Annotated in this window: 13 protein-coding genes and 1 riboswitch; of the genes, 4 read left to right on the forward strand and 9 right to left on the reverse strand. The window is 67.1% G+C overall.

The genetic code is table 11. The features are described 5' to 3' along the window. The first annotated feature begins 50 nt into the window (after window positions 1–50). On the forward strand, window positions 51–554 hold the full coding sequence (locus ACFC4D_RS10300) for a hypothetical protein (protein WP_376062480.1): 504 nt from the start codon (window positions 51–53) through the stop codon (window positions 552–554). Window positions 555–566: 12 nt separating this feature from the next. Here the strand turns inward: ACFC4D_RS10300 and ACFC4D_RS10305 are convergent, their stop codons facing one another. From ACFC4D_RS10305 to ACFC4D_RS10315, 3 genes are all read right to left on the reverse strand, one after another. Further along, a complete protein-coding gene (locus ACFC4D_RS10305; RefSeq protein ID WP_376062481.1) occupies window positions 567–2,300 on the reverse strand; it encodes a protein kinase in 1,734 nt (577 codons plus the stop codon). A 235-nt stretch (window positions 2,301–2,535) separates the two neighbouring features. After that, window positions 2,536–3,471 carry a carbohydrate kinase family protein gene (locus ACFC4D_RS10310; RefSeq protein ID WP_376062482.1) on the reverse strand — a complete coding sequence of 312 codons (936 nt, stop codon included), beginning with the start codon at window positions 3,469–3,471 and terminating at the stop codon, window positions 2,536–2,538. Further along, a complete protein-coding gene (locus ACFC4D_RS10315; protein ID WP_376062483.1) occupies window positions 3,468–4,148 on the reverse strand; it encodes a class II aldolase/adducin family protein in 681 nt (226 codons plus the stop codon). Before ACFC4D_RS10315 ends, ACFC4D_RS10310 begins: the two co-directional genes overlap by 4 nt. A gap of 52 nt (window positions 4,149–4,200) precedes the next feature. Here ACFC4D_RS10315 and ACFC4D_RS10320 point away from each other — a divergent pair, with 52 nt between their 5' ends. Continuing rightward, window positions 4,201–4,833 (forward strand): TetR family transcriptional regulator, encoded by a 633-nt coding sequence (locus ACFC4D_RS10320; RefSeq protein WP_375952832.1) that lies wholly within the window; start codon window positions 4,201–4,203, stop codon window positions 4,831–4,833. A gap of 23 nt (window positions 4,834–4,856) precedes the next feature. After that, complete coding sequence (locus ACFC4D_RS10325) at window positions 4,857–6,920, forward strand: neutral/alkaline ceramidase (protein WP_375952829.1); 2,064 nt, start codon at window positions 4,857–4,859, stop codon at window positions 6,918–6,920. A gap of 14 nt (window positions 6,921–6,934) precedes the next feature. Here ACFC4D_RS10325 and ACFC4D_RS10330 read toward each other — a convergent pair whose 3' ends face one another. Next, window positions 6,935–7,111: a hypothetical protein gene (locus ACFC4D_RS10330; protein WP_375952826.1), complete on the reverse strand. Its 177-nt coding sequence runs from the start codon at window positions 7,109–7,111 to the stop codon at window positions 6,935–6,937. Between the two features lie 239 nt (window positions 7,112–7,350). Continuing rightward, window positions 7,351–7,521, reverse strand: a riboswitch (M-box (ykoK) riboswitch). 175 nt (window positions 7,522–7,696) lie between these two features. Here ACFC4D_RS10330 and ACFC4D_RS10335 point away from each other — a divergent pair. After that, window positions 7,697–8,386 carry a respiratory nitrate reductase subunit gamma gene (locus tag ACFC4D_RS10335; RefSeq protein WP_376062484.1) on the forward strand — a complete coding sequence of 230 codons (690 nt, stop codon included), beginning with the start codon at window positions 7,697–7,699 and terminating at the stop codon, window positions 8,384–8,386. On the opposite strand, the gene ACFC4D_RS10340 is transcribed toward ACFC4D_RS10335, so the two are convergent. The 5 genes from ACFC4D_RS10340 to ACFC4D_RS10360 all read right to left on the reverse strand — a co-directional run bounded on the left by ACFC4D_RS10340 (window position 8,387) and on the right by ACFC4D_RS10360 (window position 13,521). Continuing rightward, entirely contained in the window at window positions 8,387–9,202 is an 816-nt protein-coding gene (locus ACFC4D_RS10340) for an SDR family oxidoreductase (protein WP_376062485.1), read from the reverse strand. Window positions 9,203–9,242: 40 nt separating this feature from the next. Next, window positions 9,243–10,274: an alpha/beta hydrolase gene (locus ACFC4D_RS10345; protein WP_376062715.1), complete on the reverse strand. Its 1,032-nt coding sequence runs from the start codon at window positions 10,272–10,274 to the stop codon at window positions 9,243–9,245. Between the two features lie 164 nt (window positions 10,275–10,438). Further along, on the reverse strand, window positions 10,439–11,854 hold the full coding sequence (locus ACFC4D_RS10350) for an amidase (RefSeq protein ID WP_376062486.1): 1,416 nt from the start codon (window positions 11,852–11,854) through the stop codon (window positions 10,439–10,441). Window positions 11,855–11,863: 9 nt separating this feature from the next. Further along, entirely contained in the window at window positions 11,864–13,324 is a 1,461-nt protein-coding gene (locus tag ACFC4D_RS10355; RefSeq protein ID WP_376062487.1) for a sodium:solute symporter, read from the reverse strand. Then, window positions 13,321–13,521 carry a hypothetical protein gene (locus ACFC4D_RS10360; RefSeq protein WP_376062488.1) on the reverse strand — a complete coding sequence of 67 codons (201 nt, stop codon included), beginning with the start codon at window positions 13,519–13,521 and terminating at the stop codon, window positions 13,321–13,323. Before ACFC4D_RS10360 ends, ACFC4D_RS10355 begins: the two co-directional genes overlap by 4 nt. Between the last annotated feature and the right edge of the window lie 15 nt (window positions 13,522–13,536).

The following is a 13,536-nucleotide window of genomic DNA, read 5'->3' on the forward strand; positions in this document are numbered from 1 at the left end:
TTTCGGTTACACGAAATTGTCGGGGACCCGCGAACGAGAGGATGACGACCATGAAGCTTGTCTGGACCGCAGTGCCCCTGCTGATCGCCACCGCCGCCGCCGCAGGCTGTTCGAGCAGCGATTCCGGCAAGACCGAGGCGAGCGGATCGACCACGACCACCGCCGCTGCCACCGGCACCCCCACGGCCGACCCGCTCGCCGACGATGACGCCGAACGCGGCGGCGGCGTCCGCGTGCTGATCGGGCAGACCAAGACGGTGCCGATCCCCGCCGACGCGGTCATGGATATCAAGGTCCCGGAGAGCTGGAATCCCGCCACCGCGACCGCACTGCGCTGCACCGCCACCGATCGCAATGGGACCGTGCTCGAACTGCGCAGGCCCGATGGCGTGTACCGCGAGCAGGTGCGCGAAACCTCCTGGGTGACACAGCAGACCTTCTCCGCGCCGGCCGGTGACGAGGTCACCGTCGGCTGCCAGGATCCCGAATCCGCTGTCGCGCCGGACAGTTCGATCACGTTCATCCGCGTGGTGCCGCGCGGGGTGATGCCGTAACCGCGGCGTGCGTTACTTGCTGTTGTAGACGCTCACGATGCTGCCGTCGACATTGGCCGCGACATAACCGCCGCCGTTGTACTCGTCCGAGTAGTACACCAGCAGGGTCGGCTTGTTGTCGTTGAACGTCCAGGCCGGATCAATGATGATGTAGTGGTTCTTGGGGTTCGGGACGGCGAGCTTGTCCTGGGCGGTGCTCAGCAGCGCCGGGAGAATATCCCAGTTGATACCGCCCAGCGCCACGGTCGGATGACCGGAGAGCTGACCGCCCGGACCGGATCTGGTGGTCGCGCCATTGCGATAGGTGTACTCGTCGTACACCGTCGGCCGATCCTTGACCGGAGCCCCGGTGTTGATGAACTCCGGGTAGATGGTGGTTTCGGTGAAAAGCTGTCCGCCCGTTGCCTGTTCGAGGGAGGCGATGGCCTGGCGGACCGCGATCGGGGTCAATAGGTCGACGGTGCCGGTACTCGCCTTGGTTTGCGTGATCGGCGGGACCGCGTTCGTGCCGCGCACGATGCTGGTGCCGCCGGGCACGCTCGGCAGCGCCTGCGGATTGGGGTCACTACCGGATCCGCTGGGCCGAAGTGCTACCGCCGCAACGACTATCAGCGCGATCACGACCGCACCCGCGGCTCCGGCGAGGATCCAGTGCCGCTGCGATCGGGGGGCGGTATCCGTCGCGATGCCGGGGGAGGAGGCGGTCGGTGCCGTGTAGACCGGCGCTGCGGCGTACCCCGGATAGCTCGGTTGACTCGGATGTCCGCCGTACGCCAGCGGCTGTACCGGTCCCGAATAGGTGGTCTGGCCGGAGGACGTGGCCAGCGGGTGATGCGGGCTCGACACCCCGGGCATATGGTGCGGCACGGATAGTTGCTGCGGCGCGGACATCTGATGCGGCCCGGGCATCGGCATCGGTGTGTTCGGAGCCGTAATCGCCTGGGACAGCAGCCAATCCACCTGTTCGGAGGTGGGCCGCTGATCGGGCTGCGGTACCAGCACCGCCTGGAGCGCGGGGGTGAGCGCGCCCGCGCGGCGCGGCGGCGGGACCTCACCGCGCATGACCGCCGCCAGGGTGGCGACCGAGGTCTCCCGGCGCATCGGGTGATAGCCCTCGACGCAGACGTAGAGCAATAGCCCGAGCGACCACAGATCCGAGGCCGGATGCCCCTCCTGCCCGCCCAGTCGTTCCGGTGCCACGTAATCCAGTGATCCGACCACGCTGCCGGTGGAGGTCAGCCCCTCCAGCCCGTTGATCGCGGCGATGCCGAAATCGGTGAGCACCGGCGAACCGTCTTCGCGCATGAGCACATTCGCGGGCTTGATATCGCGATGCAGCACCCCCACCGCGTGCGCGGCCCGCAATGCCGCGAGAATTCCGCGCCCGATCTGCGCGGCCCGATCCGGCGGCATCGGACCCAGATCGAGTTGATCGGCCAGGCTGCGCCCGCGCACGAGCTCCATGACGATCCACGGATGCTCTTCACCGGGCGTATCGACAATATGGTGGATGGCAACCACATTCGGATGCCCGATCCGCGCCAGTGCCCGCGCCTCGCGCAGCACCCGCTCCCGCTGCACCCCCGGCGAACTGGCCTTATCCGGATCGGCCGCCCGCACCTCCTTGAGCGCCACCTCCCGATGCAGCGCCAGGTCATAGGCCCGCCACACCGTCCCCATACCGCCACTGCCGAGCGGTTCGAGCAATTCGAAGCGCCCGTCGACCACTGTCCGCCCGGAAATCACCGCGCCAGCCTATTAGCCGCGCCCATCGAACGCGACCCCGGCTTCAGTGCTCGCCACCACCGGCCACACCGAACGGCTCCGCTCGTCATCGGGTCGCAGGATGCCTCATCCGCCCCGGCGCGCTTCCCCGCGTCATCCCGGCGTGTTTGTGGCCGGGATTCACACCGGAGACTCACCGGCATGCCGTGGTGATTACGGCGGAAAGCGCACCGGAATCACGGGCTCGTGTCAGTGCCTATCGGGCTGCGACGGTCGGGTTTTGCGCGGCGAAAGCGTCTGTGGTTGTCAGTGTGAATTCGCCGTGATCGCTGCCCAGCCCCTGTGCGACCAGCGCCGCGACCGCGTTGCCGAGGATGGCCGCGGCGGTGGGCTCGCGGCCGAGGGCCAGCCCGCGCAGGAAGCCCGCCGAGAAGGCGTCGCCGCAGCCGGTGGTGTCGACCACGTCCACGGCGAAGGCCGGGATGGTGTGCGTGCCGTCGGGGGTGGAGAGCAGGGCTCCGGCTGCGCCTTGGGTAATCGCCAGGGTGCGCGCCCCCGTCGCGTGCAGGATCTCGCAGGCGGCGGAAAGCGTTGACGCGCCGGTGAAGCCGAGCGCCTGTTCGTCATTGGGCAGGAAGTAGTCGATGTGGGGGAGCGCTGCCGCTATGGCGTCGAGGCTGCCCAGTGCTCCGGGCGCGATGAGATCGGCGGAGGTGGTGACGCCATTGTCCTTGGCGTGCTGCAGGATTCGCGCCGCATTGGGTGCGCCGAGCAGTTCGGGACCGCCCAGGTGCAGGAAGTCGGTGGCCGCCAGCGCATCCCAGTCGACATCGTCGAGGGTGTAAAAGGGATTCGCGCCGAGTAGGTGCAGGCTCGGGCGTTCGCCATTGGGGCGGATGGGCAGTACCGAGGCCGAGGTGGGCTGCTCCGACTTGCGGACGATGAGCGCGGTGTCGATTCCCGCCGTATTCAGCAGGGAGACAAGGAAATCCCCGGTCGAATCGGTGCCGACGGCTCCTGCGGTGCGGACCTGCGCCCCGAGCTTGGCCAGGGTCAGCGCGGTTCCGGCGGCCGTGCCCGCGGCGGTGATGCGAATGTCCTGTACCAGCGCGGTCTGCTGACCTTCCGGAATCCCATCGACCGGTCGGACCAGAATATCCAGGACGTGCGCGCCCAGAGTGATGACCTTCATCTGTTATCCCTATCGAGCCGACCGTCGAGCGGTTTGCGGGTGCCGTATCCGGTGCGCCAGGCGACTTCGATGACGGCGGTCTGCTGTTCGGCCGTCAGCGGGCGCGGCGTTCCGATGGTCCGGGCGTCGAGGTAGAGCGTGCACGCCCACTCCAGCAGCAGCGCGTACTCGACGGCCTGATCGAGATCCGCGCCGAGCGCTACCGCGCCGTGATTGGCCAGCAGCGCGCACTGCTTGCCCCGCAGGGCTTCTCGCACCGCGGTCGCGAGTTCCGGGGTCCCGAAGGGATGGAAGGGCACGACCGGTGTGGCACCGCCGAGCACCAGCTGCTGATAGTGCAGCACCGGCAGCTCATCGAGCACGCAGCCGACGGCCGTCGATTTCGGCGCGTGCGTATGCACGATCGCGCGTGCCGGATAGGCGCGGTAGATATCAAGGTGCAGACCGAGTTCCGAGGTCGGCGCGTATTTTCCCGCCACGATTCCACCGTCCAGATCGACCACGGTGATATCGGCCGCGTCGATCTCGCCGAGCACCGCACCGGTGGGGGTGACCGAGACAAGATCGCCATGGCGCATACTCACATTTCCGGCGGTGCCGATCAGCAGCCCCTCCTCGGCCAAGCGCCGGGAAGCGGCTGCGACACGGGCGCTTTCGGCTGGCGCGGGACTGCTCATGGCGGCTACCCTACCCAAACCTGAATTCGATTCACATTAACTCGGAGCCGAAATGTCCGCCTCGCTGGAGCTGCCCGACGCCCTGCTGCGCCGCGTGCCGCGCCAGGCCCGCAGTCGGCAGCGACTGGCCCGGGTGCTCGAGGTCTCTGATCGACTACTTGGGACCGAGGGCGTCGAATCGCTGACCATGATCAGAGTGGCGGCCGAGGCGCGCATTTCGGTCGGCTCGCTCTACCAGTACCTCCCCGATCGCGACGCCATTATCGAGGCGCTCGCCGGGTCCTATCTCGCCATGATCGAATCCCGCATGGCCGCACTGCTGGAACTCGCCCGCGCCGCACCCTGGCCGGACCCCACCGATGTGCTGATCGATGCCTTCGCGCACCTGTATCGCAGTGAGCCCGGATTCCGCGCACTCTGGTTCGGCCGACACCTCACCGAGGCGGCGCGCGCGGCGGACCGCGAGCATAAACGCCGAATGGCGGTTACGCTCCGCGAGATCATGATCGCGCAGGGCGTCGCCGCGGACACCGCCGATCTGGATACCGCCTGCCGCACCGCACACCTGATGGGAGATGCGGTGATGCAGGAAGCCTTCCGTTCCGATCCGGACGGCGATCCGGATCTGCTGCGCCAGGCCAAGATCGCGCTGCGCGCGTACGCGAGTCAGTGGACCGGTCCGTGACCGACATACGTAAGGAGTATTCGATGAGAGTGTCCCGGCGATCCGCGCTGGCAGGCGCGGCCGCTTCCGCCGCCGCGCTGGGCGCGACCGGCTTCCTCGGCGCGGGTACGGCCGCGGCCGAACCGGGCGGCGGCGCGGACTATCTCGTCGGTTGCGGTATGGCCGATATGACCGGTGCGCCCGCGGGTCAGGGCATGATGGGCTACTCCGAACTGGATCAGGTCACCACCGGTCTGCTCATGCGCTGCTGGGCTCGCGCGTACATCATCGTCGATCAGGTGACCGGTGATCGGGTGGCGTTCGTGAACACCGATAACGCCTGTCTGTTCCAGTCGGTGCACCTGGCCGTGATGGTGGAGCTGGCCAAGCGATTCGGTGATCTGTACACCGAGCGCAATGTGAATCTCAATGCCACGCACAATCACAATTCCTGCGGCGGCACCGCTCGCGAGTACGCGTATTCCCTTGCCGCGCAAGGGTTCCAGCAGAACTCATACGACGCCGAGGTGAACGGCATCGTCACCGCCATCGCTAACGCGCACGAGCGCCTGGCCCCGGGCACCATCATGATCGGCCACGGTGAGTTGCACGATGCCAGCGCCAATCGCTCGCGGGTGGCCTTCGATCTCAATCCGGCCGATGACAAGGCCGAATTCCCGGATGCCATCGATCCGGCCGTCACCGTGCTGCGACTGAAGCAGGGCGGCAGGGATGTCGGCGCGATCACCTGGTTCGCCACGCACGGCACCTCGCTCACCGATCACAACACGCTCATCTCGGTCGACAACAAGGGCTATGCCAGCTACCGCTGGGAGCACGATGAGATGGGCGCGCGCTATCTGGACGGGCAGCCGGGTTTCATCGCCGCGTTCCCGCAGACCAATCCGGGCGATATGACCCCCAACCTGTGGACCCGCCCGTGGCATCCGGCCGGGCCGACCGAGGACAATCGCGCCAACTGCGCCATGATCGGTGAGCGTCAATATCAAGCCGGGCGAACGGCTTTCGCCGCCGCGCGCGCCATGTCCACCGGCGGTGTCGATTCGGTCATCCGCTATGTGAATATGGCCGACACCTTCATCGACGGTTCGTACACCCCGGACGGTAAGGCCGCCCGCACCGCACCCGCCATGATGGGCGCGGCCGCGGTCGCCACCAGTTCGGAGGACAACTACAACACCCAGATCCCGTTCCTGCACGAGGGCGATACCAATCCGATGGTGGCCGCGCTCGGCGGCGTCGACGCGCCCATCGAAGAGTGGATGCGCGATGTGCAGGCCCCCAAGCTGGCCATCGTCCCGCTCGGCATCCTGCCGCCGCGTCCGTGGGTGCCGCAGGTGGTGGCGATCCAGATCATGCGCATCGGTGATCTGGTATTGGCCTCGGGCCCAGCGGAATTCACCATCGTCTCCGGTCTGCGGGTGCGTCGGGTGGTCGCGCGCGCCCTCGGGGTGCCGCTGGAGAACGTGCTGATGCAGGGGTACGCCAACGGCTACTGCGGCTATGTGACCACGCCCGAGGAGTACGTCTCCCAGCAGTACGAGGGCGGTGAAACCCTGTACGGCCGTTGGACATTGTCGGCCTATATGCAGGAGTTCGATCGGCTCGCCCGCGCGGTGGCCGCGCGCACCGATATCGGCCGCGGACCCGCGCCGCTGGACTGGAATTTCGGCCTGCAACCCAATCTGCTGGCCCCGGTCCCGGCCGACGTCCCGGTCGCCGGCCGCGCCTTCGGTGATGTGCTGACCCAGCCGCCCGCGAACAACACCGCCGGGGATCTGGTGTCGGTGGAATTCGCGGGCGCGCACCCGAACAACGACTTCCGTTTGGGCGGCACCTATTTCGAGGTGCAGCGCTCGACCGGGGACGGCTGGGAGCGGGTATTCGACGATAACGACTGGTGCACCGAATTGCATTGGCGGCGACCCGATGACAATCCGGCGGCTTCGCTGATCCAGGTCCGCTGGACGATCCCGGCCGGGACCAGGATCGGGAAATATCGGATCCGGTATTTCGGCGACAGTAAGGACGCCGCCGGGCAGACCGCCGGATTCACCGGCACCTCAATGGAATTCGTGGTTTCGTAGCTCGATTCGGCAGGTCAGTGGTGGAACGGGTGCCCACCGAGCGATGCGGTGTGCACCGCCACCCGATCCCGCGACAGCGACATATTGTGCCGCTCCTGCGGGGTCAGGGTGTGGCGCTCCCTGATGCGCTGGGCGGATTCGCCGAGCACCGACAGTACCGACATCGGGCGCTGGAAAGCGATAAAGGTCATGACAGCCTCCTTGGAGGAAAAGTCCGCTGCCGCAACCTGATTCAGCGCATGACTGAATAACCGCGGCAGGCGGGTATGAACGTGAATGGTGTATCCGTACTCGGATACGGACTATCGCCGGAACTCACTTCACTCCTCACCTCCTTGCCGCCGGGACGCACGCGGGCGTCGATCACGTCAGACCACGCGGTGCGAACCACGCGACACAGAGGGAGAATCCGCCAATCCGAACGATATGGCGGGCACCCCTCTCGTCAGAGCTTCGGCACTGAACGACGTATCCCCGGCTGGGGAAGCCACTTTGGATAGCCCCTTAATCCGGAGCGATCTGTCCTAACCCTGGGCGTCTCTCGACGTCGTCGGATCAGTGGCCTGTGTTCGAACAGGAGCCTCGCCTAGCGAGGTGCTGACTCGACCATGCTGCCCGCGGATCGCCGATGTGTCAAACAGCTGCGCGCCGGGCGGCCGACGCGTAGCGTCCCGGAATTGCGCCGGGAATTCGCAGAATTCGCCTCTTTCGCAGCGCGGATGCACGTGCAACAGTGGTGCGCAACAGCACGATCGATCGGACGAGGAAGTCTAACCATGATGCATCTGTTGTGGGTCTTCCTGCCTGTCGCCGCCGTGCTGTGTTGTGTCGGGGGACACATCTGGCGCTTCCGCCGCGATCGGTTCCTGAGCTACCTCTACGGCCCGCATATCGATCGGCCGCAACGCTTCGGCAGCCTCGCCTTCCGGACCGGGGTGCCGGTGCTGTTCACGGTGCGGATCGCCGAAGTCGTTGTCTCCGGGCCGCATTCGCGCTCGCACGGCACCGTCGACGTGATTCTGACGCTGGCGCAATGCATTGCGATACCGCTGGCGGTGATCGGCGCCGGCCTGATCCTGATCCCGCCGCTCATCACCGCCGAATCCCGTCCGCACGTCACCCCGATCGATCGCATGACGCTGCCGGTGCTGGTGGCCGCGCTGCTGTCCTCGGTGCTGGTCACCTTCGATCCGTACTCCACCGATGACCGCTATCGCACGGCCGAGACGCTGTACACCTGGTGCCGTTCGCTGGTCACGCTGCATCCGAATCCCGAGGTCATGCAGCATGCGCCGGTGATCTATCAGGCGCGCGGGCTGATCGTCATGACGCTCATCGCGATTTGGCCGTACACGCGTTTGGCGGGCATCTTCACGGTGCCGGTGTCTCGGATGCTGCGGCGCGCCGCGGGCGTGTTGCGCGGGATGCCGATCCCGTTGTCGCGCAAGCAGCGTCGGCCCGCGTAGCTACAGCGAATCGGCCTTGCTGATCCAGCCGACGACGGTGCGGTTGAGCCAGGAGGGGGAGAGTTGGGTGGCGGCGGCGGTGATTTTGGTTTGCAAACCGACCAGCACGTGTGAACCGCGCACCGCCCGGCGGTGAGTCGCGGTGTGCCACACACTGTTCGCCACATCATCGGCGGTGAGGCGCACGCCCAGCGTGGCCGAGGACTTCGAGCCCCGGGTCACCTCGGTCATCATGTCGGTGGCCACGAACAGCGGCAGCAGATCCCGCACGGCGATGCCGTAGTGCCGCCATTCCAGATCGAGCGCCTCGGTGAGACTGCGGACCGCCGCCTTGGTCGCCCCGTAGACCGCCAGACCGGGCTGGCCGTACAGCGCCGAGGCCGAGGCCAGATTGATGACCTGACTGCCGGGTGTGCGGCGCAGATACGGCAGCGCGGTGTGACAGCCGTTCAGCACGCCCTTGATATTCACATCGACCAGACGGTGCTGACGCTCCAGGGAGATATCCCCGAACGGGCCGGAGTACAGGATGCCCGCATTGTTGACCAGCAGATCCAGGCGGCCGGTGGTAGCGGTGAAGTCCGCGAGCGCCTGCTCCCACCCAGCCGAGTCGGTCACGTCGAATGCCCCCGTGACCGTGGTCCCGCCGATCTCCTTGGCGGTGCGCGCCACGGCCTCGGCATCGATGTCGTACATGCCGACCGTCCAGCCCTGTCCCGCGAATTTGGCCGCGATGGCGCGGCCGATGCCCGCCGCCGCCCCGGTGATCAGGACGGCGGGCCGAGCTGCCTGGGAAGCGTTGGCGGGCTGGGACATTCGGGCCTCCCTGGCGATAGCGGTCGAGGGTGGCGAGGGCTCAGGCCGCGCTGCGTCCCGTACTCGCCTGTTCGATCATCGCACGATGGAATCCGGCCGCGTCGCGGGCGGCGTCGCGGCCGTCGGCGAGCAGTTCCGCACCCAGGTGAATCAGGGTGTGCGGGGCGCTGGCCCGGATCTGCAAAGTCATCGGGACATTCGCCTCCTCGCAGCGGCGCGCCACTTCGAGGGCGTCGGAGAGCAGCATTTCGCGCGAGCCGACCTGCAACAGGATGGGCGGCAACCCGGTGAAATCGTGATTGACCACCGACCAGCTGGGATCGAGTACGCCGTCGATGGCGATACCGCGGCGCACCACCATGGCCGGACCCGCCGCGGGCAGCACCGCATCGGTATTGGCATTGGGGTGGGCCATGCGGGCGGTGGAGTCGAAATCGGCCCACGGCGAGGTGACCGAGATGCCCGCGGGCAGCGGCAGGCCCAGATCGCGGGCGGTGAGCACCATCCGCAGTGCCAGCCCGCCGCCGGCGGAGTCGCCCGCCACGATGATCTTCTCGGGCGCGAAGCCCTCGTCCAGCAGGTACTGATAGGCGGTCAGCGCGTCATCGAGGCTGTCGTTCGGATGCGCGTCCGGCAGTTGCCGATAGTCCACGGTGAACACCGGAAGCGCGCTTTCGGTGCCCAGCCGCGCGGTGTGCCTGCGGTAGCTGTTCAGTCCGCCCGCGATGAACGCGCCGCCGTGGAAGTACAGGATGGCCGCGTCCCGGTCGACGCGAGGGTCGGAAACCGGTGCGGTCCACAGCCATTCGGCATCGAACCGTTCGAAGAACACCGGATGCCGATGGGTCCCGCGCGGTGCGCCCAGCATGCGGGCGGGCGCTTCGGACAGCCGGGTCGCCCGGAAGATCAGTTCGGCGGGCCCCGGCCCGAAATCGGCGACCCACGCTCCGGCGCGCAGGAACTGTTGCAGCGTCGTGCGCAATACCGGATGTGCGATGCGGGTGCCGATCCGGGCGGGCCGGGTCGATTCGACGATCACGGACGTAACGGATTCCGAGGTCTGCGGCGTCATTGCCACGGGGCTCTCCTGTCCGCGCCGCGAAGCCGAAGCGCTGGAACTGTCTGACAACATTGTCGTTTTCTGGCCGGGGCCATCGATCATCTTGACGTCCCCGGCGCGGATTGTCATGTCCGAGAGGGAAATTCCCGCCATTTCGAGACCTTCCTACCCTTGGTTCAACGAGCGATGGTGGGACGGATCTTCCCGAAACCGGTGGCCTGTTCGAAAGCATGACCGACCTCCAGCACGCGCCGGTCGGCGCGATGCGGTCCGATGATCTGCAATCCCACCGGTAGCCCGGTGGCCGTGAACCCGCCCGGCACCGACAGCGCCGGGCAGCCGGTGGCGCTGATGAAGTACGCCGAGCGCATCCAATCCAGGTAGGTGTGCATGGGTTCGCCCGCGATCTCGGCCGGATACTCCAGCTCGATATCGAACGGCGGCACCTGGCTGACCGGGGCCAGCAGCACGTCGTAGCGGTCGAAGAATTCGCGCATCCGATGGAAGAGCTCGGCGTGCCGGAGCTCCGCGGCGGCGATATCGGTCCCGCGCAGGGCGAGTCCGGCTTCGATATTCCACACCAGTGACTTCTTGATTCGATCCCGTTGTGTTAGCAGCGGACCCAGAGCGAGGGCGAACTGCCAGGCCCGCAGGGTGCGGAAGACCTCTTCCGCCCCAGTCAGATTCGGACAGTCGAGCGTGACATCCGCGCCGAGTTCGGTGAACGTCGCCACCGTGGGCTCCAGGGCCGCGCGCACCGCCGGGTCCACGGGTACCGCCCCGCCCAGATCGGGTGCCCAGGCCACCCGGAGCCCGCGCATATCCCGGTCCAGTTCACCGCTGAAGACCGATCCGCGCTCGGAAATCGCGATGGGACTGCGGGAATCGGGTCCGGCGAGCACCGAGAGCAGCAGCGCGATATCGCCGACGGTGCGCGCCATCGGCCCCTGGACCGCCAGCGTCGACCAGGGGGCCTGCGTCGGCCAGGACGGCACCCGGCCGGGGGAGGGCCGGAATCCCACGACATTGCAGAACGATGCCGGATTGCGCAGTGAGCCACCCATATCGCTGCCATCGGCGAGCGCGTGCATACCGCAGGCCAGCGCCGCCGCCGCGCCGCCACTGCTGCCGCCCGCGGACTTTCCGAGGTCATAGGGATTACGGGTGGCGCCGAACAGTTCGTTGAACGTGTGCGAACCCGCCGCGAACTCGGGCACATTGGTCTTGCCCAGCGTGATCGCCCCGGCGGCACGGATGCGCTCGATCACCAATTCGTCACGGACGGGCACATTCTCGGCCAGCAGGACACTGCCCGAGGTGGTGCGTATTCCGGCGGTATCGTGGGTGTCCTTGTGTGCCATGGGAATACCGTGCAGCGGTCCCACCGGAGCCTTGGCGGCCATCCTGGCATCGGCGGCGCGGGCCTGATCCAGCGCCCGGTCGGCGACCAGGGTGACGATCGCGTTGACCCGCGGGTTGGTCGCCTCGATCCGCTCCAGGTGGGCCCGGGTGAGCTCGACGGCCGATATCGCGCGGGTGCGCAGCAGCCGGGCCTGTTCCCGCGCGGTGGCGAAGCAGATATCCGAATCCATCGGTGTCTCCTAGAGTTCGGCGGTCAGGGCATCGGATTCCGCGACCGGCTCCCCGGTGCGGCTCGTGCGCAGCATCCAAATACCCTGGGCCACCACACATACCGCGAGGTTCACGGCCAATCCGATGATTCCGGAATTGATGTTGTGCACCGCGGCGTAGTGCTTGCCGATCTCCACCCAGGCCACCACGCCGATGCCGGACAGCAGTCCGGCCATGGCGGGATACTTTCCGAGCGGCCGCCGATCACCCAGCGCGGCGAGGAAAGCCGGTGCGGTCTGCGCCAATCCGCTGAAGGTCAGCAACAGCAGATCGGCCAGCGCACTGGGCCGCTGTATCGCCAGCAGCAGGGTCAGGCACGCGACCACGATCACCGTGCCGTGATTGAGCGCCAGCGTCGCCCGCGCACCGCGCAGCGGAATCAGATTGCGCGCCACCAGCGAGGAGATGCCCAGGCTGATCGCGGCCGCGGGCACCATGGCCGCCGCCGCGGCCGCCACCGCGATCACCCCGACCAGCCAATCCGGCAGCGCTTGCCCGGTCAGCCACAGCAGCACCCCGCCGGGCGGCACCCGGAAGCCGTGCAGCGCGGCCAGTACCCCGGTGAAGCCGATGATGATCGGCAGAATGATCACCACCTGATACAGCGGCAACCAGGTGTTATTGCTGCGGATCACCTGTTCGTCGCGCGAGGCCAGCAGCGGCGGCCACAGGTGCGGCAGGGTGAAGAACGCGCTGCCGATCGCGGAGATCAGCACCCCGCTGATCCACCAGTTCGATCCCGCCGGACCGTCATTGTGCGGCACCGTGAGCAATTGCGGTGCGCTGCGCTGGATTTCGCGGAAGACATCCCCGATACCACCGGCGAAATGCGCCGGAATCGCGATCACCAGCACGATCATCGCGCCGATCATGAGGGCGTCCTTCAGATAGGCCGTATTGGCGATGCCGCGAATACCCGACCACAGTACGAACGCCACCATCAGCGCGGTCGCGATCACCATGCTCCAATGGCCCGAACTTCTACTGCCGGTGACCAATTGCACGATGGTGCCCAGCCCGGTGATCTGCAATTGCAGATACGGCAGCAGGAAGATCACCCCGATCAGCGCGACCAGCTTGCCGAACAGCGGACTGCGATAGCGATCCGCGAAATAGTCCGCCTGCGTGAGGTATTCGCGCGCCTTGGCGAGTCGCCACAGTCGCGGCCCGAGAAAGTACACGCCGATATAGGACAGCGGGATGTACGGGATGGCGTAGGTCGCGGTCGCGCCGCCGACGAAGGTCCGGTTCGCCACCCCGAGGAAGGTGAACGTGGTGAAGCCCTCTCCGGCCTGGAGGAACCACGTCGCGCCCTTGCCGAAATTCCTGCCGCCGACGGTCCATTCGGACAGGTCACGGCTGCTGCGCCGCCCGCGGATACCGAGCGCGGCGATCACCGCCATACCGATCAGTGCGATGGTGAGAATCATCGGTCCCGCCCTCCGCTGCGGCCACGCTCGGCCAGCAGCAGCGCCGGGGTGATCAGCAGCACCCACGCCGAGAGCCAGACGAACAGTGCAGGCAAGCCGAACCACAGGTGCGGGGTATTGACGAACGGCAACCAGATCGCCGACAGCAGCGCCACCGCGGGTACACCGGGGGATAGGGACAGAAGTGTTCGATTCATGGCTGCTCCGTGTGT

It is taken from the genome of Nocardia sp. NPDC056000 (assembly GCF_042269265.1).
Taxonomy (GTDB): Bacteria; Actinomycetota; Actinomycetes; order Mycobacteriales; family Mycobacteriaceae; genus Nocardia.

Bases quoted from the DNA above. Each gene is read 5' to 3' on its own strand.
- ACFC4D_RS10355 (WP_376062487.1), bottom strand. From the start codon at position 13,324: ATGATTCTCACCATCGCACTGATCGGTATGGCGGTGATCGCCGCGCTC.
- ACFC4D_RS10340 (WP_376062485.1), bottom strand. From the start codon at position 9,202: ATGTCCCAGCCCGCCAACGCTTCCCAGGCAGCTCGGCCCGCCGTCCTG.
- ACFC4D_RS10360 (WP_376062488.1), bottom strand. From the start codon at position 13,521: ATGAATCGAACACTTCTGTCCCTATCCCCCGGTGTACCCGCGGTGGCG.
- ACFC4D_RS10325 (WP_375952829.1), top strand. From the start codon at position 4,857: ATGAGAGTGTCCCGGCGATCCGCGCTGGCAGGCGCGGCCGCTTCCGCC.
- ACFC4D_RS10335 (WP_376062484.1), top strand. From the start codon at position 7,697: ATGATGCATCTGTTGTGGGTCTTCCTGCCTGTCGCCGCCGTGCTGTGT.
- ACFC4D_RS10350 (WP_376062486.1), bottom strand. From the start codon at position 11,854: ATGGATTCGGATATCTGCTTCGCCACCGCGCGGGAACAGGCCCGGCTG.
- ACFC4D_RS10345 (WP_376062715.1), bottom strand. From the start codon at position 10,274: ATGACGCCGCAGACCTCGGAATCCGTTACGTCCGTGATCGTCGAATCG.
- ACFC4D_RS10310 (WP_376062482.1), bottom strand. From the start codon at position 3,471: ATGAAGGTCATCACTCTGGGCGCGCACGTCCTGGATATTCTGGTCCGA.
- ACFC4D_RS10330 (WP_375952826.1), bottom strand. From the start codon at position 7,111: ATGACCTTTATCGCTTTCCAGCGCCCGATGTCGGTACTGTCGGTGCTC.
- ACFC4D_RS10315 (WP_376062483.1), bottom strand. From the start codon at position 4,148: ATGAGCAGTCCCGCGCCAGCCGAAAGCGCCCGTGTCGCAGCCGCTTCC.
- ACFC4D_RS10320 (WP_375952832.1), top strand. From the start codon at position 4,201: ATGTCCGCCTCGCTGGAGCTGCCCGACGCCCTGCTGCGCCGCGTGCCG.
- ACFC4D_RS10300 (WP_376062480.1), top strand. From the start codon at position 51: ATGAAGCTTGTCTGGACCGCAGTGCCCCTGCTGATCGCCACCGCCGCC.